Here is a 23,676-nt window from a genome sequence, read left to right as displayed (position 1 = left end):
ATCGGGCGGGCGTCAGCGGTTGGTGAAATTCGGCTTCCGCTTCTCTGCAAAGGCCGCCATGCCTTCCTTCTGGTCATCGAGCGCGAACAGCGAGTGAAACAGCCGTCGTTCGAACCGCAATCCCTCGGCAAGCGTCGTCTCGAAGGCGCGGTTGACGGCCTCCTTGGCCATCATCACCGATGGCAGCGAGAAATCGGCGATCTTGGCTGCCGCCTTGAGCGCCTCCTCGACGAGTTCGCCGGCAGGCACGACCCGCGACACCAGGCCCGAGCGTTCGGCTTCGGCTGCGTCCATCATCCGCCCGGTCAGGCACATGTCCATCGCCTTCGACTTGCCGACGAAGCGGGTCAGCCGCTGCGATCCACCCATGCCTGGGATGACGCCGAGCGTGATCTCCGGCTGGCCAAACTTGGCGTTATCGGCGGCAATGATGAAATCGCACATCATCGCCAGCTCGCAGCCGCCGCCGAGCGCATAGCCGGCCACCGCCGCGATTATCGGCTTTCGTGCCCGCGTAAATTCTTCCCAGCCGACGAAGAAGTCCTGGCTATAGGCATCCGCATAAGAGATTGACTGCATCTCCTTGATGTCGGCGCCGGCGGCGAAAGCTTTTTCGGAACCGGTGATGACCATGGCACCGATACCAGCATCGGCACCGAACCCATTTACGGCTGCCACCAGTTCGGCGAGGATCTGGGAATTCAGCGCGTTGAGCGCCTTCGGCCTGTTCAAGGTGATCAGCCCGACCTTGCCGCGCGTCTCGGTGATGATTGTCTCATAGGGCATGGCTGCATCTCCTCGCTCGACCCATCGTCTAACTCACCGCTGACACGTCCGGCAATAGAAGGTCGAGCGGCCGCTCTGCACGACGCGCTCGATGTGACCACCGCAGCCGGGCTTGGAACAGGGTTCGCCTTCGCGGTCATAGACGGCGAAGGAATGCTGGAAGTATCCCAGCGATCCGTCGGTCTGCATGTAATCCCTGAGCGAGGATCCGCCGGCCGCGATCGCATCTGATATGACCGAGCGGATGGCTTCGGCAAGGCCTTCGCTTTGAGCCTGGGCCTTCTTTCCCGGCTTGGCTATCGTGCCGGCCTCGCGCAGCGGCGACAGGCCGGCGCGCCACAGGGCCTCGGAGACATAGATATTGCCCAGCCCGGCGATCAATCTCTGGTCGAGAAGTGCTGCCTTCAGCGGCGATCGCCGCCCTTTCATCAACGATGCAAGCAGCGCACCGTCCAATATATTGCCCGTAGGCTCGACGCCCAGCCCGCTCAGCATCGGATGCGTGTCGGGCGGCCCTTCCGAAAACAGCATGAAGCCGAAGCGGCGCGGGTCGTTGAAGATCACGCGGGACCTGGCGCCGGTCGGGGACGCCACATCGAACACGACATGGTCGTGTGCCGTGCTCTTCGAGCGCTCATGATGGAACACGCCAGGCATTTCGCTGTCATCCGCCGTCTCGATACGGAATGAGCCGGACATGCCGAGATGGCAGATCAGCGCCGGGCCGCCTTCGATATCCATCGTCAGATACTTGGCCCGGCGGCCGAGTGCGGTGATCGTCCTGCCGGTCAGCCGCTGTGAGAATTTTTCCGGAAATGGAAAGCGCAGATCCGGTCGGCGCGTCTCGATACGGGTAATGGTGGCGCCTTCCAGGACCGGCTGCAGCCCGCGGCGGACCGTTTCAACCTCGGGCAATTCAGGCATGACCGCCAATCGTCTTATGGAAGCCAATCGTCTTATAGAAGGAAGTGCCATGCCGGCCGCGCGCCAGCCCAAGATGCTCGGCCACGGTTTCACCGATGTCGGCAAATGTTGCTCTCAGCCCGATGTCGCCGCCCTTGAAACCTGGTCCGGTGCCGATCACCGGGATGCGTTCACGCGTATGATCGGTGCCGCGCCAGGTCGGATCGTTGCCGTGATCGGCCGTCAGGATGAGAAGATCGCCTTGCATCAACCTTGCCAGAGCCTCCGGCAGTCGCCGGTCGAAGGCCTCGAGCGCCGCGGCATAGCCGGCGACATCGCGGCGATGTCCGAATTCGGTGTCGAAGTCGACGAAATTGGCGAAGACCAGGTCGCCGTCGCCGGCGTCGTCCATTGCCCCCAGCGCCTCATCGAACATGGCCATGTTGCCCGCCGCCTTTCGCACTTCCGAGATTCCACGATGAGCGAAGATGTCGCCGATCTTGCCGACGGCGATGACGCGGCTTCCACGCGCCGTCAGCCGGTCGAGCAGGGTCGGCTCCGGCGGCGGCACCGCGTAGTCATGCCGGTTGTAGGTTCGCTCGAAGGTGGCGGCGGTTTCCCCGATGAACGGCCGCGCGATCACCCGTCCGATCCTCAATGGGTCAACCAGCTTGCGCACCACCTTGCAGAATTCATAAAGCCGCTCCAGGCCGAAATGAACTTCATGCGCCGCGATTTGCAGGACGGAGTCGACCGACGTGTAGCAGATGGGCTTGCCGGTACGGATGTGCTCCTCGCCGAACCGCTCGATAATCTCGGTGCCCGGCGCGTGACAATTGCCGAGAATGCCCGGCACCTTGCCCATGCGGATCATGGCCTCGGTCAGATCGGCCGGAAAGGCGGGAACCGTATCCGGGAAATAGCCCCAGTCGAAGCGCACCGGCAGGGCGGCGATCTCCCAGTGGCCCGACGGCGTGTCCTTGCCGCTCGAAACCTCCTGCGCCGCGCCGTGGAAGGCAGTCGCGAGCAGATCCGTTCCACCGGTGTCGAAGCCTAGCCCCGTCGCGGTTTCGGCAGCCTTGCCAAGCCCGAGCGAGGCCATATGCGGGACGAACAGAGGCCCGTTGCGGAGCCCTTCGCGATCGGCGCGGCCTTCCGCGCAGGCTTCCGCGATGTGCCCCAATGTGTTGGCGCCGGCGTCACCGTAGCGCTCGGCGTCGGCCGCGCCGCCGATGCCGAAGGAGTCCAGAACGAAGAGGAAAGCACGCGCCATCGGAGCCATTGTTGCCGGTTTGGACGAGCAGACATAGGGTTCCCCGGCCGCATTGGCAATTCGGAAACCAAACGGCAACGGCTTGGCACGATAGTCTGGTGCATCTCGCCCAAAAGTGCCCAGCGGTTTTGGGACAACGACATGCACAATAGAGAAGACTATAGTGTCGCGACACGCCGGGCATGGGACGACATGGATCGAAGAAAACAGAGGGCCGGCTTGTCATGACAGACGACCGTCTTGTCATGACAGACGCCGTCTTGTCATGAAAGCTGCCCTGAAGGCGTGTGCTGCCCTCATGGTCGCGCAGGGCGTGGTCTGGTCTGGTCCGGCGCGGGCCGGCTGGCGCGAAGATATCGGCATATTTCGCATAGGCATCGTCGCCGAACCCGGCGCCGGCAACACCGTTCCGGGACTGGCGCTGTTGACCGATGCCTACACCAAGGCCTTGGGCATGAAGGTCGAGTTTGTCGTCGCCCGCGACTATGGCGCTCTGATCGAGGCGCAGGCCAATGCCCGCATCGAATATGCGATCTATTCGGCGACTGCCTATGCGACGGCCTCGCAGCGCTGCGGATGTGTCGAGCCACTTGTGGCTCCGGTTGATTCCGACGGCGCGATCGGCATCCGCTCCGTTCTGCTGACGCTGGACGGCAAGCTGCCTGATCTGGCGGCAATGGAGAACCATCGTATCGCCATGGCGCCTTCGAGCAGCGTCGGCGGTTCTCTCCTGCCGCTGGCGGCGTTGGCCGCGGAAGGCCGCAAAGTCCCGGAAGATGCACCATTTCTGGTCCATGCCGATTCGGCCGAGGCAGCGGAAACGATGCTGGTCGATGGCAAGGCCGATGCCTTGTTCGGCTGGGTGACGGCCGCTGCCGACGGCCAGCCGGAAGCATCGGGCACGCAGGCGAGGTTCGAAGCGGCAGGGCTTTCAGCAACGGCACTTCAGGTTGTGTGGATGTCGGGCCTCTTGAGATACGGTCCCCATGCCGTCCGCAGTGATCTCGACCCGGAAGCGAAGCGCCGGCTTACCGTGTTCCTCACCAACCTCAAGTCGATGACGCCGGACGTCTACGATCTTCTGGAATCGAAGCATTCCGGTGGCTTCACCGCCGCCGCCGCCAAAGACTACGAGATGGCGCAAGCCATCGTGCGTCTGGTCTCGGATGGCGGCTCGCGGCGATAAAGACCGTCAGCAGTCGCCGCAAGGGATCGTCACGCTTCTGCGGGGACGCAGATAGTAGGTTTCGCCCATCGATATGGCATTGAAAGCCGAGGTCAACCCAAGCTGCTGCTGACTGCCCGACGACCAGGTGATGACCGGCTTGTAGTCGAGATTGCTTTCGACGCGGATGAGGAATGTGCCGGCGACCTTGAGCGTTGCCGGGACCGTCGTGGTCGAGTTCGCGGCAGCGCCGACGCCGGTGACGCCATTGACCAGCTTGCGTGACCATACCACCAGCACCTTCGGCGTTGCATCGGTCGTAACTTGTATTGCCGTGATCGTGATGCTCGGCGTCGAGCGGGTGTAGGGCTGAAGGGTGACGGTGCCGATCTTCATGATGGCGTCGACATCCGCCTTGACGATGGTCGTCTGCTGCGTGACGAGATCAGCCACCATGCTGCCGACACGACTGACCTTCTTGCTGGTCTCGATGGCCTGGGACGCCTCCATGGTGATGAAATACATGATCAGCAGGATAGGCATGATCAAGGCGAATTCGACCGCCGCGATGCCACGGCGATCGGACCAGAACCGGATCGCCTTCCGCCAGGTTCCTGTAATCCCCGGATGTGCCCCCGCACGCATCATGCCCATTACCCTTTTTTCTTTTGCAGTACGTGCATCCGCCACGACCTTAGCTGCCGAACGGTTCATTCTGCCAAGTCACCGATGCGAAATGCAGCGTCTTGTTACCGCCCATCGACTGGGCCAACAGATCGGTCATGATCGGCCATTTGTAAAAGACCCGCAGCATGTTCCTCGATTCCGCCGGACCCGGCGCAACAGTGAAGGACTGTGTGGCGGAGCCCTGGGTCAGCACGACGTCGTTGTTCTGGATCTTGAAGCCAGCCAAGGCCGCGTCGGCGAACGTCGTATATTGGCGAAGATCCACCAGCAGCTGATTGGGACAATCCTGGGAGACGATGATCTCCAGTTTTGCGCAGATCTTGTCCCTCAAATTGTTTCCGGCGACGTCTGCCGCCCTTAACTGGCCGGTGCGCAACTGGCGCGCGATATCGTCGGTGATGTTGGCCATCACTTCCTGGCCGGCAAATGAAATGCAGCTTTCCAGAATCGCAAAGACAAGCAGCGCGAATGGGATTGCAAGGATTGCGAATTCCAATGCCGTGCTGCCGCGCCGGTCGCGCATAAAGCGATCAAAAAACCGTGGGTGTCTCGCTTTGCGCTCGCCCGCGGTCTCGATTTCCTTGCTCATGTCCCGATCCTGCCGATCTCTGAAGGGTCTCGGAAGGAGTATTAGCGGAAACCAATTGAAGTCCGGTTTGAATGATCGTTAAAGTCGGCGTTGGCGTCTTAACCGGCTGATAACCAGAGCATTCGGCCGCGCCACGTTATCGGCTGACACTCATCTCGGCTTCGGAGGATTTCTCCGCGTCGCTCTTGTAGGAGCTTTCGCAATAGGGCGTGCAGGACATGGTCTGGATTTCGGCGCGCCGATAGATACGCACGGACGAGGCGGCCTGCCGCACGACGGTCACCTGCTCGTCGACGATCGGGCTGCCTTCCGGATCGAGTACGACCAGATTGGTGACGCCGAAGCCCTTGCCGGTCAGCACGATCGTCGAGGCGTCCTGGACGGAAGCGTCGGCGATAGCCGGGTTGCCGACCACGATCGTGTCGGCGGGACGCGACAGTTTGACAATTTTGGCCTGGTTCATCGTGACCTCGATGCCGGCGCCGGCCATGGCTGGCATGGCGAAGGTCGTGGCGGCAAGAAGCACTGCAACCAGAATTGATGATCTCGGCTCGGCCATTGAGGCGCTCCACGCATGCGGACTGTTCAACGGAACATGAACGAGATTGGTGAACCAACTGTTAAGCGGGCGCTCTTGCCGATGGTGCCTTGGCTGACATGAGTACTTGCGTGACGTGGTCGGGGACGGATCGCAAGCTCCACCGACGTGGGAAACGGAAGGTTCGGACAGCACTTAGCTCGGGATTAACCACGCAATAGGTTCGAACCGGGAAAGGAATCGGTAAGGCTGTTTATTAAGCCGATCGAAAGAGCTTCTCCCTAGATTGGCAGCATCCGATCAACCATCACAGAAGTTGACGGAAGTGCTGTAACACGTGGAGTAGGAGCTCTCAAATGTCTAAACTCGTTGCACGTTTTGTGAAGGACGAATCCGGCGCGACCGCTATCGAATATGGTCTGATCGCCGCTCTCATCGCGCTTGCCATCATCGTCGGCGCCGGCGCGCTCGGCAATGCAATCAACGCCAAGTTCACTTCTATCGGGTCCACCTTGAACACCAGCGGCGGCTGATCTGTCGTATTGCTGAGCGCCCAGGCGCTCGGATTGTGTTCTGGACAAGGGCCGCCACATGGCGGCCCTTGTTCTATGCCGCAGCCAATACCAGTCGTCTTTTTGGTCCGAGCCTCATCAATCGTTAATTGAAGATGCCTAGATTGGACCCCGTGGAATCGGACAATAGGTATAGCGCCGATGCTTGAAGCCCTGATCTTCGTCGTCTTTCCGTTTTGCATGCTGTTTGCCGCGATCTCCGACATGCTGTCGATGACGATCGCCAATCGCGTGTCGGTGCTGCTCGTCGTCGTCTTTGCTTTGGTCGCCCCCCTGACCGATATGGGGTGGGCTGCCTATGGCGCGCACTTCGCCGCCGGCGCCCTTGTCCTGGCCGTGACGTTCGGCCTGTTCGCGATGGGTGGCATGGGTGGCGGCGACGCCAAACTGCTGGCCGCCACCGCGGTGTGGATGGGCCTCAACGTGCATCTCGTCGAGTATCTCGTGGCCTCGACACTCATCGGCGGCCTGCTGACGCTCGCCGTCCTCCTTTACCGGAAATCCCCGCTTTCGACCGTTACCGGCCGAAACCCGTTTCTGCGCCATTTCGCCGACGAGACGACTGGTGTTCCCTATGGCATCGCGCTTGGCCTTGGCGGGTTGATAACCTATCCGGATTCGCCTTTGATGGTGTGGGCGCTGACAAGGCTGGCGACCTGAACGCGCCCCTGATTTCCATGGACTATCTGCTTTGCCGCAGCCGGCCTTAACAAGGTCGGGGCCGCTATCCTGCCCGGTCCACACACATTTCAGCTAATTTATGTAAACCTTAAATTAATCACGATCGTAAGCATTACATTAACCTTGTTTTGACGATTGCCGCTGCAAAGTCCCGCTTGGCTACGTGGTTTGCCAGGGCGAGGGTTCGGACAGATGCCAGCATCGCGATTGATTATTCTGAGCGTGGCGGTTGCCGCGGCGGGTGGCGCTGGCTATGTCGCGAAAAACATGGTGGCGCCGCCGCCGCAGGTCACCGTCGAATCCGGCCCCAAGGCGCCGGCGGTGGCTCTACAAGATGTACTTGTGCTTTCGGGCGATGTTCCGATGGGCAACCAACTCGAAAACAACATAGCCTGGCAATCCTGGCCGGCCGACGGCATCAACGCGAACTTCATCACCCGCGCTGCCGAACCCGAAGCATTGGAGAAGCTGAAGGGGTCCGTTGCCCGTATGACGATGTATGCCGGGGAGCCGCTGCGCCGCTCCAAGCTGATCGGCGAGGGGCAGAGCTTCATGTCGTCGATCCTTCCTTCCGGTATGCGGGCGGTGGCCACGGCCATCTCAGCCGACACGTCGGCCGGCGGCTTCATTCTCCCGAACGATTTTGTCGATGTCATCATGACCCGCAAGGCTGACGCCGGCAATGGCGGCACCAGCTTCAACACCGAAACCATCCTCAAGAACATCCGCGTCCTGGCGATTGACCAGACCATCCAGGAAGATGAGGAAGGCAAGAAGACCAGAGTGGGGCAGACCGCCACGCTGGAACTGACACCGCGGCAGGCTGAGATCATCACGGTTGCCCAGCAGATGGCGGATCGCCTGACCCTGGCGCTGCGGGCGATCTCGGACACCCAGGAAAAGAATCTGGACGAGGCCGACTATCTCGTTTCCGGCAATGGCCGCAGGGGAACGGTGAGGCTGATCAAGTCGGGCGAAGTTTCCGAAGTAGGGGCAAGGAAATGAGGCTAAGCGGTAAACTACCGTCCATCATGGCTGCGGCATTCGGCCTGCTGCTCATCGGAACGAATGTGCAAGGCGTTGTCGAGGCAAAGAACGCGCAGGTCACTGCATCGACAGCCACCCAGCGTGTCAAGCTCGGCCTCAACAAATCGGTGGTCATCGACCTGCCGAGCGATGCCTACGACATTCTTGTCGCCAACCCGGCGGTCGCCGATGCGGTGACCCGCACCGCGAGGCGCATCTATCTGTTCGGCAAGGCGGTCGGCGAGACGAACATCTTCGTCTTCGGTCCGAATGGCGAACAGATCGTCAGCCTGGACCTGGCCGTCGAACGCGATGTCGCCGGCCTTGAGGATTATATCAAGCGCTTCCTTCCGACGTCGACCATCAAGGTTGAGCTGCTGAACGACAACGTCGTCCTGACCGGAACGGTCGACACGCCTCTGGACGCGAAACGGGCGGTCGATCTGGCGACGATCTTCGTCTCGGGTGGTGAGGCGACGACGGGACAATATTCGCAGACGGCGTCAGGCGGCTCTGCCCAGGGCGGTGTCGACATCAACAATCCCGACCAGGAGCGTCGCGTCAGCAAGATCGTCAACCTGTTGCAGATCATCGGCGACGATCAGGTCACGCTGAAGGTGACGGTCGCCGAAGTCAGCCGCTCCGTGATGAAGCAGCTCGGCGTCAACATGGTCGGCAGCGGCGGCAGCAACGGCATCAGCTACGGCGCGCTCAGTGACAATTTCACCGGCCTTGGCAAGCATCTCTCGAATTCAGGCTTCAACATCGGCGCCTCGGGGCTGCAGGCCTATGTCAACGCCATGGAGCAGTCGGGGGTCATGAAGACCTTGGCTGAGCCGACCTTGACCGCCGTGTCCGGGGAGAAGGCGACCTTCAAGGTTGGTGGCGAATACAACATGGTGAGCAGCGTCTCCCAGAACGTATCCACCGACAATCAGACCGGTCTGAAGAACTATACCATCGACAAGATCGAATACGGCATCGGCCTGGAATTCCAGCCGGTGGTTCTGTCGCCCGGCCGCATAAGCCTGAAAGTCAGAACCTCGGTTTCCGAGCCGACGACAGAAGGGTCGGTGTCGCTGTCCGAGGGCGTGACGAGCCCCGGCATGAACGCGCTGTCGCTGCGCAAGCGTCTCGCCGATACGACGGTCGAACTGCCCTCGGGCGGCTCCATGATGATCGCCGGCCTGGTTCGCGACGATGTCAGGCAAGCGGTCAACGGGTTGCCCGGACTGACAAAGATTCCAGTGCTCGGCGCGCTCTTCCGCAGCAGGGACTTCGTACGCAACGAGACCGAGCTGGTCATCATCATCACGCCTTATCTGGTGAAGCCGGTAGCGCGCAACGACCTTGCCAAACCGGACGACAATTTCAACGCTGCCAGCGATGGCGCCGGCATATTCCTTGGCCGCGTCAATCGTGTCTACGGCACCATGCAAACCGACAAGCCCAACGGCCGCTACCACGGCGTTGTCGGCTTCATCTACAAGTGAGCGGGGAAGCGGACATGTTCCAGTCGGCATTGAAGGCAAGGGCTATCGCCAAGACGATGCGCGTCGGTCGTTTGCACCGGCGAGCCGTTCCAGTCCTGGCGGTTGCGGTCGCGGCATTGCTGGCCGGCTGTGCCCATAGGGACAGCATCACTGTCGGCGCCATCCCGGACGACTATCGCACGAACCATCCGATCGTGATCGCGGAGAAGAATCTGAAGATCGACCTGCCGGTCGGCGCCGGTGATCGCGGCATGACCGGCTCCCAGCGCGATACGCTCCTGGGTTTCCTTGACGGCTACGACAAGAGCGCCGCTGCTACATTGACGATCCAGGTCCCGAGCGGGTCGGTAAACGAGGTTGCCGCAGCGGCGGCAGGCCGCGATTTCGCCCGGCTGGCGGTGGCCGCCGGCGTCAAGCGCAACCGGATTGTCGTGACCTACTATCAAGCCGGCTCAAGCGAAACATCCGCCCCGGTTCGCGTCTCCTATATCGCAGTGAGAGCGCAGACCGACAAATGCGGACGCTGGCCCGCTGACCTGGTCGATACGTCGGAAAACAAGCACTACGCCGACTTCGGCTGCTCCTATCAGAACAATCTTGCCGCCCAGATGGCCAACCCGGCCGATCTGCTCGGCCCGCGGAAGTCTTCCACCATCGATGCCGAAAATCGCGGCGCGGTGATCGATATCTACCGTACGAGAGGCATTTCGGACGAGTTCCTCGGCAATTCGGAAGTGACGTACTGAGCCACGCCAGTCTCGGAAAGAACAGGCCACGGGAAAGAGCATGACCATGAGCAACCTTGCCTACGACGCTTCGGTGGATAGCAGCGACACCTCGCAGCAGGACATCGCCGCGATGCAGGCATTGCGGCCGATTCCGCGCATCTCGATCCAGGCGTTCTGCGAGACCGAGGGCGTTGCCAATCCGGTCGAGCGCGCCGGCGAGGACCGCCGCATGGCGAAGGCGCACCTCAAGGTCCATATGGGGGGCGTCCCCACCGCCATCGAATTCTACCAGTCGGCGCCGACACCCAACCTGATTCTGCTGGAATCGCGCAGCGAACCGAAGCAACTGCTGGAGCAGCTCGCCCAGCTCTCGGAATATTGCGATCCGACCTCGAAAGTGGTGGTGATCGGTCATTACAACGACGTCGGCCTCTATCGCGAACTCATCCGTAATGGCATTTCCGAATATGTGATCGCGCCGGTTTCGATGGCCGACATCGTCAGCGTGGTGTCGTCGATTTTCGTCGATCCGGAAGCCGAACCACTCGGTCGCTCGATCGCTTTTGTCGGCGCCAAGGGCGGCGTCGGCTCCTCGACGATTGCCCACAATGTCGGCTGGGCGATGTCCTCGCTGTTCAAATCCGAAGTGGTCGTCGCCGACCTCGATCTCGCTTTCGGCACGGCCAACATCAATTTCGATCAGGACCCGGCTCAGGGCATCGCAGAGGCGGTGTTTTCACCCGAACGCATCGATGAAGTCTATCTCGACCGGCTGCTGACCCAGTGCGCCGAGCACCTGTCGCTGCTGGCGGCACCTTCGACCCTGGAACGGGTTTATGACTTCGATCCCGAGGCCTTCGCCCAGCTCATCGACACCGCCCAGCGCAGCGTGCCGCTCCTGGTGCTCGATATTCCCCATGTCTGGACGGGCTGGGCCAAGAACACCCTGATCAAGGCCGACGAGATCGTCATCACCGCGACGCCGGAACTCGCCAATCTGCGCAACACCAAGAACCTGGTCGATATGCTCAAGCGGCTTCGTCCCAACGACCCGCCGCCGAAGCTGATCATCAACCAGGCTGGCGTCCCCAAACGCCCGGAGATCTCGCCATCCGATTTCGCCGAGCCGCTGGGCTTGTCGCCGATGTCGGTGATCGGTTTCGATCCGCTGCTGTTCGGCAATGCCGCCAACAACGGCCGCATGCTCGGTGAAATGGATGCCAAGAACCCGGTCGTCGCAATGATCAACGAAATTGCGCATGTGCTGACCGGGCGCAGTGAGATCAAGGCGAAGAAGAAAGCGGGGCTTGGTAATCTGCTCGGCAAACTCTCGCGCAACAAGAAGTGACGTTTCAGCGGTGGAATCGGTAGCCGATCATGTTTGGTAAAAGAGGCAGCGACGACGGAAACCGGTTCAAGCCGGAATTTCGCCAGCCAGCACCGGCGCCTGTCGCGCCGGCGGCTGCAAGTTCTGTGGATACGGCGGTCCTGGCCCGGCCTACGGCTCCGCCGCCAAGCGCACCGGTCGCGCCGCCGGCCCGCCGCGCCGTCGAGCCGCCGCCATTGGCGCCGGAGCCGAAGCGCGCACAGCGCGAAAAGAGCGAAACCTATTACGACACCAAGAGCCAGGTTTTCTCCGCGCTCATCGACACGATCGATCTGTCGCAGCTCGCCAAGCTTGATCCCGAAAGCGCCCGCGAGGAAATCCGCGACATCGTCAACGACATCATCGCGATCAAGAATTTCGCGATGACCATCGCCGAGCAGGAAGAGCTGCTTGAGGACATCTGCAACGATGTGCTCGGCTATGGGCCGCTCGAGCCGTTGCTTGCACGCGACGACATCGCCGACATCATGGTCAACGGATCCAAGAACGTCTACATCGAAGTCAACGGCAAGGTCGAGCAGACCGGCATCCGCTTCCGTGACAACCAGCAGCTTCTCAACATCTGCCAACGCATCGTCAGCCAGGTTGGCCGCCGTGTCGACGAATCCAGTCCGATCTGCGACGCGCGTCTTCCCGATGGCTCCCGTGTCAACGTCATCGCGCCGCCGCTCTCCATCGATGGCGCCGCGCTCACCATCCGCAAGTTCAAGAAGGACAAGCTGACGCTCGATCAGCTGGTCAAGTTCGGCGCCATTTCACCGCAGGGAGCCGAGGTTCTCAAGATCATCAGTCGTGTTCGCTGCAACATCGTTATCTCGGGCGGTACCGGTTCCGGCAAGACGACGCTGCTCAACTGCCTGACCAACTATATCGATCGCGACGAACGCGTCATCACCTGCGAGGACTCGGCCGAGTTGCAATTGCAACAGCCGCATGTTGTGCGCCTCGAAACCCGTCCACCCAATCTCGAGGGTGAGGGTGAGGTGACGATGCGCGACCTCGTGAAGAACTGCCTGCGCATGCGGCCAGAGCGCATCATCGTCGGCGAAGTGCGCGGACCCGAAGTGTTCGACCTTCTGCAGGCGATGAATACCGGCCATGACGGCTCGATGGGAACGATCCACTCGAACAGTCCGCGCGAATGTCTCAACCGTATGGAATCCATGATTGCAATGGGCGGCTATTCGCTACCGCAGAAGACCGTGCGCGAAATTGTTGTCGGCTCCATCGACGTGATCATCCAGGCGGCGCGCCTGCGCGACGGATCGCGTCGCATCACCCACATCACCGAGGTGATTGGAATGGAGGGTGACGTCATCATCACGCAGGACATTATCTTGTACAACATCAAGGGCGAGGACGCCAATGGCAGGCTGCTGGGAGAGCATGTATCGACCGGCATCGGCCGCCCGCATTTTTGGGAGCGGGCTCGCTACTATGGCGAGGAACAGCGCCTCGCCATCGCGCTCGAGGCGATGGAGAAACGCGCTGACTGACGCATCTGGAGGCGTGAAGGTTCTGGCCAATGTTCGGAATTGACGGCACCGTACTGGCGTTTGTCGTGCTCGCCGGCCTCAGCGCCGGCGCGGTCGCCTATGCATTCCTGTTCACCCGGATCAGCAACGAGAAACAAGTCGGCAAGCGACTTGAAACGATCAAGAGCGCCGAGACGGACCGTTCCGTCGTCAAGGCCTCGCGTGACCGCGTTGCGGAAGCCGCCAAGCGGCGCAAATCGGTTCAGGATTCGCTGAACGAGCTCGATGCGAAGCAGAAGTCCAAGGACAGCGCCGTCAAGAAACCGCCGCTGAAAGCCCTGCTCCGTCAGGCCGGCCTGAAAACCACCGTCGAGCGCTTCTATATCTACTCCGCCATATGCGGCCTCGCTTTGACGATTGTCGCCTTTGTAGCCGGAGCACCGTTGTTTCTCTTGCCAGGTGTTCTGCTGGCCGGCGCCCTCGGCCTGCCACGCTGGTTCGTCTCGTTTCGTCGCGCCCGACGGGTCAAGGCGTTCCTCAACGAATTTCCAAATGCGCTCGACATCATCGTGCGCGCGGTCAAATCCGGACTGCCGCTGAACGATGCCGTGCGCCTGATCGCCAGCGAATCTCCAGAGCCCGTGAAGACCGAGTTTCGCCGCGTCGTCGATTCGCAACAGATGGGCCTGTCGATTCCCGAAGCGACGTTGCGCATGCCCGAAACCATGCCTTGCACGGAGGCAAGCTTCTTCGGCATCGTCATCCAGATTCAGTCCCAGGCTGGCGGCAATCTCTCCGAGGCTCTGGGCAATCTTTCGCGCGTGCTGCGCGATCGCAAGAAAATGAAAGCCAAGGTCCAGGCACTGTCGATGGAGGCGAAGGCGTCCGCCGCCATCATCGGCGCGCTGCCTTTCATCGTCGCGTTCCTCGTCTACCTGTCGAGCCCGACCTACCTGATGCCGCTGTTCAACACCAGCGTTGGAAATCTGATCCTTGGTTGCGCGGCGGTCTGGATGTCGATCGGCATCCTGGTGATGCGCAAGATGATGAACTTCGATGTCTAGGATGTCAGCATGACCGACCAAGTCGTCAAATCCCTGACGGATCCGAGCTTCCTGATAGCGCTGCTGGTCGGTGTAGCGGTGTTTGCGACCGTCTTCACCTTGCTGCCGGCGTTTGGCGGAAACCAGCTCAAGTCGCGCATGAAATCGGTTGCGCTGGAGCGTGACGAGCTGCGCGCCAAGCAGCGCGCCCGGCTTGCCGTCGAGGCGGATCGCCGTCGCAAGGGCCTACGCGAGGAACAGTCGGTTGGCATGCGCAACATTGTCGACCGGCTGGACCTGCGGCGCGCACTGGCCGACGAGGGCACCTTGCAGAAGCTCAAGGTGGCGGGGTTTCGCGGGCAGAATCCGCTGACGCGATTTCTTTTCTTCCGCCTCGTGCTTCCTTTTGTCGGCTTCGGGTTGGCGCTGGTCTACCTGTTCGTGCTCGGCGGCTTGCCCGACAAGCCGCTCGTCATCAAGCTTTTCGTTTGTATCCTCGTTGCCTATGGCGGCTTCTACGCACCGGTCGTCTATGTCAACAACCGTGCCACCAAGCGCAAGCAGTCGATCCAGATGGCATGGCCGGACGCGCTCGACCTGATGCTGATCTGCGTCGAATCCGGCATGTCGGTGGAAGCGGCCCTGCGCAAGGTCGCCGACGAGATCGGCGCGCAATCGGTGCCGCTGGCGGAAGAATTCATCCTCACCAACGCTGAGCTTTCCTATCTGCAGGAGCGCAAGCAGGCTTATGAGAACCTGGCAAGCCGCACCGGCCTGGAATCGGTCAAGTCGGTCTCGCAAGCGCTCGTTCAGGCAGAGCGTTACGGCACGCCGGTCGCGCTTGCATTGCGCGTGCTTGCCGCCGAAAGCCGCGACATGCGCATGAATGCGGCCGAGAAGAAGGCCGCTGCCCTGCCGCCAAAGCTCACCGTCCCGATGATCTTGTTCTTCCTGCCAGTGCTTTTCGCCATCATCCTGGGCCCTGCCGGTATCCAGGTCAGCCAGCGCGGCGTCTTCGGCGATCATTCAGGATCGGCATCATCTGCCAAGTAGCGGCAAGGCATGTCCTCCACGAAAGGCGAAGAAGCCGCGCTGAACGCAGCGCGGCTTCTTCGTTAATTCAGGGTCGCTGCAGATCGTCGCCTCAGTTGGTCGCGGACTTGGGCTTATCCTGATCCTTGAGTTGGCTCCAGGCATTTTGCTGGGCCAGCATCTGGCGCAGATAGGCGACGTTTGCCTGCGCCTGTTCGGGCGACAGTTCCTGCGAGGCGATCTTCTCGGCTTCGTCGAATCGGCCTTGCAGGCCAACGACCAGCGCCAGGTTCTGACGGACCCGGCTATCCGCGCTGGGCTGCTGCGCGGCGGAGCGCATATAGGTTTCAGCCGTGCGCAGGTCGCCTTCCAGCACATAGGACATGCCGAGATTGGAGAGCACGGAGGGCTCGTTCGGCTTGAGTTCGAGCGCCTTGCGGTAAAGCTGGCGGGCGTCGGCCTTCTGGCCGATCTGGTCGAGAATGGCTGCTTCGGCCGACACCAGCCTCCAGTCGGGATATTCCGGCGTCTGAGCGCGGCGTACGGCGTCCAGCGCGGCTTCGAACTGGCCATTGGCGGCCAGCGCCTTGCCATAGGCGGCGAGCACGTCACGATCCTTCGGCAAGGCGATCGCCAGCTTGCGCATGACGGCAAGCGACTGGTCGGCGTCGCCGTCCATCTGCAGCGCGGCGGCGAAGTTTGTCGCGATTCGCTTGTCGTTGGGGTTCCTGGCATAAGACTGGCCAAGCGACGCGGTGGCGGTGTGCAGTTCTCCGGCTGACATGGTTTCCAGCGGCTTGCCGCTGGTACGACCGATCGAGCCGGTGGTGAGCTTGCTGGTTCCGCAGCCGGCAACGCCAGCCGCGAGCGCCAGCATGAGGGCCGTCGTGATGAGCCGCTTTCCCGGGGCGTTGATCGTGCGGTTGGTAGGCATCGGCACCGGGCCTCCATTCATGCGCGGCCATTGCGTGGCCGTCTTTCCTCCCGCAGAAATATTCTGTTAACCCTAACGGATGGTTAAGAACGCCGACTCGGAACCCGTCGGACGGAGAACATTGAATGCCTGTCGAACTCGTCGAAAAGAAAATGCAGGGCGCGCTGCCGGTCCACCTAGTCGCCAGGGACGGTCTGGAGACCGCCGGCCTATCGCCATCCGCTGTCGCCTGGGCCAAGGCGAATGGCTTTTCTGGCGAGGCAGGCAAAACGCTTGCCGTACCCGGTGAGCACGGAGCGCTCGGCGGTGCGTTGTTCGGCGTCGGCGAGGGCGAGGGCGCACTCGCTCTCGGCGCGCTGTCGAAAGCCCTGCCGGAAGGCGACTGGCATTTCGCTTCGGCATCGGCCGAGCCGGAACTCGCGGCAATCGCGTTGGCGCTCGGCGGCTATGTCTTTACCCGATACGGCAAGAAGCCTGGCAAGGCGCTGCGTTTCGAACTGCCGACCGGCGTCGATGCGGGGCGTGTTCGCCGCATCGCCGACGGCGTCTTCCTGACGCGCGATCTGGTCAACACGCCAACCAGCGATATGGGTCCGGAAGAGCTGGAGAAGGCGGCGCGGACCTTGGCCGGGGCGCACAAGGCCGATGTCTTCGTGATCAAGGGCGACGATCTGCTCAAGCAGAATTTCCCGATGATCCATGCCGTCGGCCGTGCGTCGGCCGGAGCGCCGCGCTTGATCGACATGAGATGGGGGCCGCGAAGTGCGCCGAAGGTGACGCTGGTCGGCAAGGGCGTCTGTTTCGACACTGGCGGTCTCGACATCAAGCCGTCGACCGGGATGCTGTTGATGAAGAAGGACATGGGCGGTGCCGCCAATGTGCTTGGTCTGGCTTCGATGATCATGGCCGCCAGGCTCCAGGTGCGGCTGCGCGTGCTCATTCCCGCGGTCGAGAATTCGATCGCCGGCAACGCCTTCCGGCCCGGCGACGTGCTGACCAGCCGCAAGGGCATCACCGTCGAGATCGGCAATACGGACGCCGAAGGCCGGCTGGTGCTGGCGGACGCCCTGGCGCTGGCCGACGAGGAGGAACCGCAGCTGCTGGTCGACATGGCGACGCTGACCGGAGCTGCCCGTGTCGCGCTCGGCCCCGACCTGCCACCGTTCTACACCGGTGACGAGGCATTGGCCTCGGAGCTGGCCGCGGCATCGCTGGCGGTCGAGGATCCGCTGTGGCGCATGCCGTTGTGGCGGCCTTACGACGCAAAGCTGTCGTCGAGGATCGCCGACATCAACAATGTCACCACGGACGGTTTCGCCGGCTCGATCACCGCGGCCCTGTTCCTCAAGCGCTTTGTCGAGAAGACCGCGAGTTGGGCGCATTTCGACATCTTCGCCTGGAACCCCGCCGATCGTGCGCATGGCCCTGCCGGCGGCGAGGCGCAAGGCATTCGCGCATTGGAGCGGATCATCTCGACACGCTATGGCTGACCACGATCGCGAACCGAAGGGGCAGCGAAGCAAAAAGTGGGAAACGGCCTTCGGATAAGATCTTGCTTCAACAAGAAGGTTCGTGACTGAAACGGAACCGAAACAATTTGTCGTCATGCTGGCCGGATGTCGATTGCGATGCGCCCGAGCCAGGCCTTGCGACTGTGGCAGCAAGTGATGCTGTCGCAGGTGCGCGAGGACGCGCCCGATCTGACCATGCGTCAGACGGCGATCCTGTTCACCATCTATCTCGATCCGCCGCCACACACGGTGCGCGGGCTCGCCGCTCGCCTCAATGTCACCAAGCCGGTGATCACCCGCGCGCTTGATACGATGGGTGCATTGAAACTGGTGTCGCGCCATCGCGACGAGCTCGACAAGCGCAATGTTCTGATCAGGCGCACGGTCGAGGGCGCGCTCTTTGTCGAGCGCTTTGGCGATGGTATCATCGCCAAAGCCCACGAACTGCCGATTTAAAGCATGATCCCGAAAAGTGGGAACCGGTTTTCGGACAAGATCATGCGCAAACAAAATAAAGCAGAGTTGCCGATTTGACCGCCAGGGATGCACGCCTTCACGCCTTCCGTTCCGATCTTGCCGATGCACGGCTGAAGGGCGAGGTCGTCGCCGACCGCTTTGTCGCCGGTCGCCCGGCGCGGATCACCGCATCCGTGGCCGATATGCGCAAGGCGCCGCGACCGGATGCCGGCGTCAACACGCAACTCCTGTTCGGCGACGATGTCCTCGTCTTCGAGGTCTCCGAGGGCTGGGCCTGGGTTCAGGCCGAGCGCGATGGCTATGTCGGCTATGTCGCCGACACCATGCTGGGCGGACGGGACCATGCACCCACTCACATCGTATCGGCGCCGCGCACCTTTCTCTATCCAGGTCCGGACCTGCGCTTCCCGATCGCGGGACAGCTATCGATGGGATCGACTGTAACGGTGACGGGGTCTGCCGAAACACGCGGCACGCACTATGCCGTTCTGTCTTCCGGCGAGGCGATCATCGCAGGCCATTCGAGGCCGCTCGGTGATGTGGCCGCCGACTATGTTTCGGTGGCCGAGATGTTTGTCGGCACGCCCTATCTCTGGGGTGGCACTTCCGGCTTCGGCATCGATTGTTCGGGCCTCGTGCAACTGGCGATGCGGATGGCCGGTAAAAACGTGCTGCGCGATTCCGACATGCAGGCGGCGACACTCGGCGAGCCGTTCGAGCCGGGCCCTGATTTCTCGGGGCTGCGCCGCGGCGACCTGGTGTTCTGGAAAGGCCATGTTGCCGTCATGACCGACGCCGACACCATGATCCACGCCAACGGCCACACCATGCTGGTGTCACGCGAGGGGCTGAAGGACGCCGTCGCCCGCATCGGCTACCTCTATGGCGGCCCGACCGGGTTTCGGCGGCCGTAGGGCGCGAGCCTGTCCTTCTCCCCCTGTGGGAGAAGGTGGCCGAGCGAAGCTCGGTCGGATGAGGGGTGCTGGACAGATCGCTTGCCCAAAGATGTAAGTGATGGGAATCCTTGCATTTTTACACGCCTCATTTCTTCCAACACCCCTCATCCGTCTTGGCGCTAACGCGCCAATCCACCTTCCCCCACAAGGGGGGAAGGGAAAGAACGATCCCCTTTTGTTCCGATTCTTCTTGGCGATTGACCGCCGTCGCGCTACCTCTGGCACGTGACAGAGCAGCCGCGCCTTGCCCAACAGAGTGCCACCGTGACCCTGCCCGAACCATTCATCAAATGGTTCGGTGAAAAGGGCTGGTCGCCGCGCGCCCACCAGATCGAGTTGCTGGCGAGGGCTCAAGGCGGGCAATCGGTGTTGCTGATCGCGCCGACCGGCGCCGGCAAGACGCTGGCCGGCTTCCTGCCTTCGCTGACCGAACTGGCCAATCGGCCAAGGCGAAAACCGGGCCAGGCGCACCGCGGCATCCACACGCTCTATATCTCACCGCTCAAGGCGCTGGCCGTCGACATCGAGCGCAATCTCGGCAAGCCGGTGGAAGAGATCGGTCTGCCCGTCACTGTCGAGACGCGCACCGGCGACACGCCTTCCCACAAGCGCCAGCGGCAGAAGCTGGCGCCGCCCGACATCCTGCTCACCACGCCCGAGCAATTGGCGCTGTTGATTGCGGCAGGCGATGCCGGGCGCTTCTTCGAAGACCTGCGCTATGTCGTGCTCGACGAATTGCATTCGCTGGTGACGTCGAAACGCGGGCATCTGCTGGCGCTTGGGCTGGCGCGGCTGCGCAGCTTTGTCCCCGGCCTGCAGACGATCGGGCTGTCGGCGACAGTGGCTGAACCGGACGAGTTGCGGCGCTGGCTGGTCGGCCAGAATCCACCGGGCGACATGGCCGAACTGATCGTCGTCACTGGCGGTGCGAAGCCCGAAATCTCCATCCTCGATTCGGAAGAACGCGTGCCGTGGGCAGGACATTCGGCCCGCTACGCCACGCCGGAAATCTACCGCGAAATCAAGCGCCACAAGACGACCCTGCTGTTCGTCAACACCCGCAGCCAGGCGGAGTTGCTGTTCCAGGAGTTGTGGCGGGTCAACGAGGACACCTTGCCGATCGCGCTGCATCACGGCTCGCTCGACGTCGCTCAGCGTCGGCGGGTCGAAAAGGCGATGGGCGAGAACGCGCTGCGCGCCATAGTCGCCACATCGACGCTCGACCTCGGCATCGACTGGGGGGATGTCGATCTCGTCGTCCATGTCGGCGCACCGAAGGGGGCGAGCCGGCTGGCGCAGCGCATCGGCCGCGCCAACCACCGCATGGATGAACCGTCCAAGGCGATCCTCATCCCGGCCAACCGTTTCGAGGTGCTGGAATGCCGGGCAGCGCTCGATGCCAATTATCTGGGCGCACAGGATACGCCGCCACTCGTCAATGGCGGCCTCGATGTGCTGGCGCAACATGTCCTGGGCTGCGCCTGCGGAGCGCCGTTCCGCGCCGACGATCTGTTCGAGGAAGTGCGAACGGCGGCACCCTATGCCAGTCTTGATCGGCCGACCTTCGACCGCGTCATCGATTTCGTCGCCACCGGGGGCTATGCGCTGAAGAACTACGAGCGCTATGCCCGTATCCGGTTGAACAAGGACGGGTTGTGGCGGGTGTCCAACCCGCGCGTTGCCCAGCAATACAGACTGAATGTCGGCACCATCATCGAGGTGCCGGCGCTCAACGTGCGTTACGTCCAGGCCGGCAGCAAGGGCGCGACTTCACGCGGCGGCAGGGTCCTCGGCAAGATCGAGGAGGCCTTCCTGGAAACCTTGACGCATGGCGACACTTTCATGTTCGCCGGCAAGATCTTGCGTTTCGAGGGCATCCGCGAGAACGAGTGCTTCGTGTCGAACGCGCCCGGCAGCGACGCCAAGGTGCCTTACTATGGTGGTGGCAAATTCCCGCTTTCGACCTACCTCGCCGAGCAGGTCCGTATCATGCTGGACGACCCGCAGCGCTGGAAGAAGCTGCCGGAACAGGTGGCCGATTGGCTGCGGTTTCAGGCCGACAAATCGGTGCTGCCCAAGCGCGATGACCTGCTGATCGAGACCTTTCCGCGCGGCAACCGCCATTATCTGGTGGCCTATCCGTTCGAGGGGAGGCTGGCCCATCAGACGCTCGGCATGTTGCTCACACGCCGTCTCGACCGGGCGGGAGCCAGGCCGCTCGGCTTTGTCGCCACCGACTATGCACTGGCCATATGGTCACTGGGCGACATGGGCGCGATGTTCAAAGCCGGGAAACCTTCGCTCAGCGCGCTTTTCGACCAGGATATGCTGGGCGATGACCTCGAAGCCTGGCTGGCGGACAGCTGGCTTCTCAAGCGCACCTTCCGCAATTGTGCGCTGATCTCGGGCCTGATCGAAAAACGTCACCCGGGCCAGGAGAAAAGCGGCCGTCAGGTCACTGTGTCGACCGACCTGATCTACGATGTGCTGCGCAGCCATGAGCCGGACCACATCCTGCTTCAGGCGACACGCGCCGATGCGGCGACCGGTCTGCTCGATGTCAGCAGACTGGGCGACATGCTCTCGCGCATCCAGGGTCGAATCATGCATAAGAATCTCGAACAGATATCGCCACTTGCCGTGCCGATCATGCTCGAGATCGGCAAGATGCCGGTGAACGGCGAAGCCGATGAAACGCTGCTGATGGATGCGGCGACGCTGGTCGAGGAAGCCATGGGACCGGGGATGATCGAGGAATGAATTTTTCGCTGGCGCGCGCATCGCTGATTGCCGAGGCCGACCTTGTCGGCATCGCCGGCGAACGCGCGGTCTGCGACCCGCGCGGCGTGCTCTATTTTCCCGAGTTCAGGCTGCTGGCGGTATCGGACCTGCATCTGGAAAAGGGCTCGTCGCTGGCACGACGCGGTGCGCTGATCCCGCCCTACGACACCGGCGCGACCTTGCTCAGATTGCAGGCCGTTATCGCCGACTACCAGCCATCGATCGTCATCAGCCTGGGCGACAGCTTTCACGATGGCGGTGGCGCCGAGCGCATGCATTCAAGCTTCCGCGAATGGCTGGAAGCGCTGATGGCTGGCCGCGACTGGTTCTGGGTCACCGGCAATCACGATCCGGAAGCGCCCGCCGACCTGCCTGGTGAGACGGTGCGCGAACTCGCCATCGGCTCGCTGCTGTTCCGGCACGAGCCATCGAAGGTGCGCGTAGAGGGCGAAATATCGGGCCATCTGCACCCCTGCGCCCGCATCGTGCAGCGTGGCCGTTCGGTGCGGCGGCGCTGCTTTGCCGGTGACGGCGGCCGCATGATCATGCCGGCCTTCGGGGCCTATACCGGCTCGCTCAACGTGCTCGACCGCGCCTATGCCGGGCTGTTCCGCCTGGACACGCTGATGGCCTATATGCTCGGCACCGACCGCATCTTCGCCATCTCCCGCTCGATGCTGCGGCCCGGCTGAAACGGCGCTACCTGCCGTAGTAGAGCATGACAGTGTGCTTCGCTTCGGCGAAGAACAGCCAGCGTTCGACCAGCATGCCGGCGAGCTGAGCGATCGCGGCAAGAACCGAAAGGACGGCCGCGAAGGGCCACGGCAAGACCAATGTGGCGGCGAGCAGCAGGACGGGCAAGGCGAAGGCCAGAACCTGCGTGATCTGGCGCAGCCGCGCGCTGTGCTTGCGCGCGATGCGAAAACCCATTTCCTTGAGCAGGTAGTTTTCCTCGGTATGCGGCCATTCCAGCGAGCGCACCGTGCCGCCCACCAGTCCGGTCGCGGTGTTGGCGGTGGTTGGGATCTCCAGCGCGTCGTTGTATCGCCATGTCGCCAGTTTCCAGCCCCAGCCGAGCAAGGTGAGCAGCATCGAAGCCGCCAGAAGCATTTTCGAACCGAGAGCAAAACCTTGCAGCAGCGCGTTCAGGAGCACGCTGCCGGTCATTGCCGAGAAGATGAGATAGGCCGGCAGAGTGAAGCGGCTGTGCCACTGGGCGATCGGCCTCAGCGACGCGTAGATCATGCCGGTGGTGCAGACTGTGACGACCGCGCCAACGGCTGCCAGCGAGCCGGCAATGGTCACCCAGCCGCCCGTGTGGCCGAGCAGCACCCAGCCCATGCCGAACAGTCCTGCCGGCACGAAGGTGGCGACCGAGGCGACGCCTTCGCGCGACAGCCATGAACTGCGCCACTGCGAAAACGCCCGCCAGGCGCGCTCTGGCCGGCCGAGATGGCCGGTGGATGACAGCAGCCCGGCCGCGATCAGACCGAGCGCCAACCCCATGCCGATGAAGCCCAGCCAGAAATCGGCAGGGATAATCTGGAACCCGCCGAGCACGCCCAGCAGCGCCAGCAGGCCGTAGCCGGCGCCGGTGGCGGTGGTGAAGAAGACGACGGAGAAGGCTGGATGCATGGGT

Annotated in this window: 23 protein-coding genes; 15 read left to right on the top strand and 8 right to left on the bottom strand. The window is 62.3% G+C overall.

Annotated features, from left to right (window positions below):
• Positions 1–12: 12 nt before the first annotated feature.
• From AC56QQ_RS33485 to AC56QQ_RS33475, 3 genes are read right to left on the bottom strand one after another with little or no spacing between them, the layout of a single operon-like run.
• Complete coding sequence (locus tag AC56QQ_RS33485) at positions 13–786, bottom strand: enoyl-CoA hydratase (RefSeq protein WP_497124847.1); 774 nt, start codon at positions 784–786, stop codon at positions 13–15.
• Positions 787–819: 33 nt separating this feature from the next.
• On the bottom strand, positions 820–1,710 hold the full coding sequence (gene mutM, locus AC56QQ_RS33480) for a bifunctional DNA-formamidopyrimidine glycosylase/DNA-(apurinic or apyrimidinic site) lyase (protein WP_497124845.1): 891 nt from the start codon (positions 1,708–1,710) through the stop codon (positions 820–822).
• Positions 1,703–2,962 (bottom strand): phosphopentomutase, encoded by a 1,260-nt coding sequence (locus tag AC56QQ_RS33475; RefSeq protein WP_497124844.1) that lies wholly within the window; start codon positions 2,960–2,962, stop codon positions 1,703–1,705. The genes mutM and AC56QQ_RS33475 overlap by 8 nt, the downstream gene beginning before the upstream one ends.
• 265 nt (positions 2,963–3,227) lie before the next feature.
• Between AC56QQ_RS33475 and AC56QQ_RS33470 the strand changes: the two genes are divergently transcribed.
• On the top strand, positions 3,228–4,148 hold the full coding sequence (locus tag AC56QQ_RS33470; RefSeq protein ID WP_497124843.1) for a phosphate/phosphite/phosphonate ABC transporter substrate-binding protein: 921 nt from the start codon (positions 3,228–3,230) through the stop codon (positions 4,146–4,148).
• Between the two features lie 6 nt (positions 4,149–4,154).
• On the opposite strand, the gene AC56QQ_RS33465 is transcribed toward AC56QQ_RS33470, so the two are convergent.
• The 3 genes from AC56QQ_RS33465 to AC56QQ_RS33455 form a co-directional block, all read right to left on the bottom strand.
• Complete coding sequence (locus AC56QQ_RS33465; RefSeq protein WP_489859305.1) at positions 4,155–4,775, bottom strand: TadE/TadG family type IV pilus assembly protein; 621 nt, start codon at positions 4,773–4,775, stop codon at positions 4,155–4,157.
• 46 nt (positions 4,776–4,821) lie between these two features.
• Positions 4,822–5,403, bottom strand: a complete 582-nt coding sequence (locus tag AC56QQ_RS33460) for a TadE/TadG family type IV pilus assembly protein (protein WP_489859306.1) — start codon at positions 5,401–5,403, stop codon at positions 4,822–4,824.
• Between the two features lie 136 nt (positions 5,404–5,539).
• Positions 5,540–5,962 carry a pilus assembly protein N-terminal domain-containing protein gene (locus AC56QQ_RS33455; protein ID WP_256748916.1) on the bottom strand — a complete coding sequence of 141 codons (423 nt, stop codon included), beginning with the start codon at positions 5,960–5,962 and terminating at the stop codon, positions 5,540–5,542.
• A gap of 335 nt (positions 5,963–6,297) precedes the next feature.
• Here AC56QQ_RS33455 and AC56QQ_RS33450 point away from each other — a divergent pair, with 335 nt between their 5' ends.
• The 9 genes from AC56QQ_RS33450 to AC56QQ_RS33410 all read left to right on the top strand — a co-directional run bounded on the left by AC56QQ_RS33450 (position 6,298) and on the right by AC56QQ_RS33410 (position 15,399).
• Positions 6,298–6,474 carry a Flp family type IVb pilin gene (locus AC56QQ_RS33450; RefSeq protein ID WP_489859307.1) on the top strand — a complete coding sequence of 59 codons (177 nt, stop codon included), beginning with the start codon at positions 6,298–6,300 and terminating at the stop codon, positions 6,472–6,474.
• A 180-nt stretch (positions 6,475–6,654) separates the two neighbouring features.
• A complete protein-coding gene (locus AC56QQ_RS33445) occupies positions 6,655–7,173 on the top strand; it encodes an A24 family peptidase (RefSeq protein WP_497100440.1) in 519 nt (172 codons plus the stop codon).
• 213 nt (positions 7,174–7,386) lie between these two features.
• A complete protein-coding gene (gene cpaB, locus AC56QQ_RS33440; protein WP_489859308.1) occupies positions 7,387–8,199 on the top strand; it encodes a Flp pilus assembly protein CpaB in 813 nt (270 codons plus the stop codon).
• Positions 8,196–9,713, top strand: coding sequence for a type II and III secretion system protein family protein (locus tag AC56QQ_RS33435; protein WP_489859309.1), 1,518 nt, complete (start codon positions 8,196–8,198; stop codon positions 9,711–9,713). The genes cpaB and AC56QQ_RS33435 overlap by 4 nt, the downstream gene beginning before the upstream one ends.
• 14 nt (positions 9,714–9,727) lie before the next feature.
• On the top strand, positions 9,728–10,459 hold the full coding sequence (locus AC56QQ_RS33430) for a CpaD family pilus assembly protein (RefSeq protein ID WP_497124841.1): 732 nt from the start codon (positions 9,728–9,730) through the stop codon (positions 10,457–10,459).
• Between the two features lie 40 nt (positions 10,460–10,499).
• Positions 10,500–11,789 carry a CpaE/TadZ family protein gene (locus AC56QQ_RS33425; protein WP_497124840.1) on the top strand — a complete coding sequence of 430 codons (1,290 nt, stop codon included), beginning with the start codon at positions 10,500–10,502 and terminating at the stop codon, positions 11,787–11,789.
• Between the two features lie 29 nt (positions 11,790–11,818).
• On the top strand, positions 11,819–13,324 hold the full coding sequence (locus AC56QQ_RS33420; protein ID WP_489859311.1) for a TadA family conjugal transfer-associated ATPase: 1,506 nt from the start codon (positions 11,819–11,821) through the stop codon (positions 13,322–13,324).
• A 29-nt stretch (positions 13,325–13,353) separates the two neighbouring features.
• A complete protein-coding gene (locus AC56QQ_RS33415) occupies positions 13,354–14,367 on the top strand; it encodes a type II secretion system F family protein (protein WP_489859312.1) in 1,014 nt (337 codons plus the stop codon).
• A gap of 9 nt (positions 14,368–14,376) precedes the next feature.
• Entirely contained in the window at positions 14,377–15,399 is a 1,023-nt protein-coding gene (locus AC56QQ_RS33410) for a type II secretion system F family protein (RefSeq protein ID WP_497124839.1), read from the top strand.
• Between the two features lie 91 nt (positions 15,400–15,490).
• Here AC56QQ_RS33410 and AC56QQ_RS33405 read toward each other — a convergent pair whose 3' ends face one another.
• Positions 15,491–16,312: a tetratricopeptide repeat protein gene (locus AC56QQ_RS33405; RefSeq protein ID WP_497124838.1), complete on the bottom strand. Its 822-nt coding sequence runs from the start codon at positions 16,310–16,312 to the stop codon at positions 15,491–15,493.
• Between the two features lie 125 nt (positions 16,313–16,437).
• On the opposite strand from AC56QQ_RS33405, the gene AC56QQ_RS33400 reads away from it, so the two are divergent.
• The 5 genes from AC56QQ_RS33400 to pdeM all read left to right on the top strand — a co-directional run bounded on the left by AC56QQ_RS33400 (position 16,438) and on the right by pdeM (position 22,729).
• On the top strand, positions 16,438–17,802 hold the full coding sequence (locus tag AC56QQ_RS33400; protein WP_497124836.1) for a leucyl aminopeptidase family protein: 1,365 nt from the start codon (positions 16,438–16,440) through the stop codon (positions 17,800–17,802).
• A gap of 126 nt (positions 17,803–17,928) precedes the next feature.
• The gene (locus tag AC56QQ_RS33395) at positions 17,929–18,279 is read left to right on the top strand and encodes a MarR family winged helix-turn-helix transcriptional regulator (RefSeq protein WP_057143123.1); all 351 of its coding nucleotides are present in this window, start codon (positions 17,929–17,931) and stop codon (positions 18,277–18,279) included.
• 74 nt (positions 18,280–18,353) lie between these two features.
• The gene (locus AC56QQ_RS33390) at positions 18,354–19,214 is read left to right on the top strand and encodes a C40 family peptidase (protein WP_497124835.1); all 861 of its coding nucleotides are present in this window, start codon (positions 18,354–18,356) and stop codon (positions 19,212–19,214) included.
• 267 nt (positions 19,215–19,481) lie between these two features.
• Complete coding sequence (locus tag AC56QQ_RS33385; RefSeq protein ID WP_497124833.1) at positions 19,482–22,016, top strand: ligase-associated DNA damage response DEXH box helicase; 2,535 nt, start codon at positions 19,482–19,484, stop codon at positions 22,014–22,016.
• Positions 22,013–22,729: a ligase-associated DNA damage response endonuclease PdeM gene (pdeM, locus tag AC56QQ_RS33380; RefSeq protein WP_497124832.1), complete on the top strand. Its 717-nt coding sequence runs from the start codon at positions 22,013–22,015 to the stop codon at positions 22,727–22,729. The genes AC56QQ_RS33385 and pdeM overlap by 4 nt, the downstream gene beginning before the upstream one ends.
• A 7-nt stretch (positions 22,730–22,736) precedes the next feature.
• Here the strand turns inward: pdeM and AC56QQ_RS33375 are convergent, their stop codons facing one another.
• Entirely contained in the window at positions 22,737–23,672 is a 936-nt protein-coding gene (locus AC56QQ_RS33375; RefSeq protein ID WP_497124831.1) for a dimethyl sulfoxide reductase anchor subunit family protein, read from the bottom strand.
• Positions 23,673–23,676 lie beyond the last annotated feature (4 nt).

Source organism: Mesorhizobium sp. RCAM 05099 (assembly GCF_059683685.1).
This window is presented reverse-complemented; position numbering and strand designations above follow the sequence as displayed.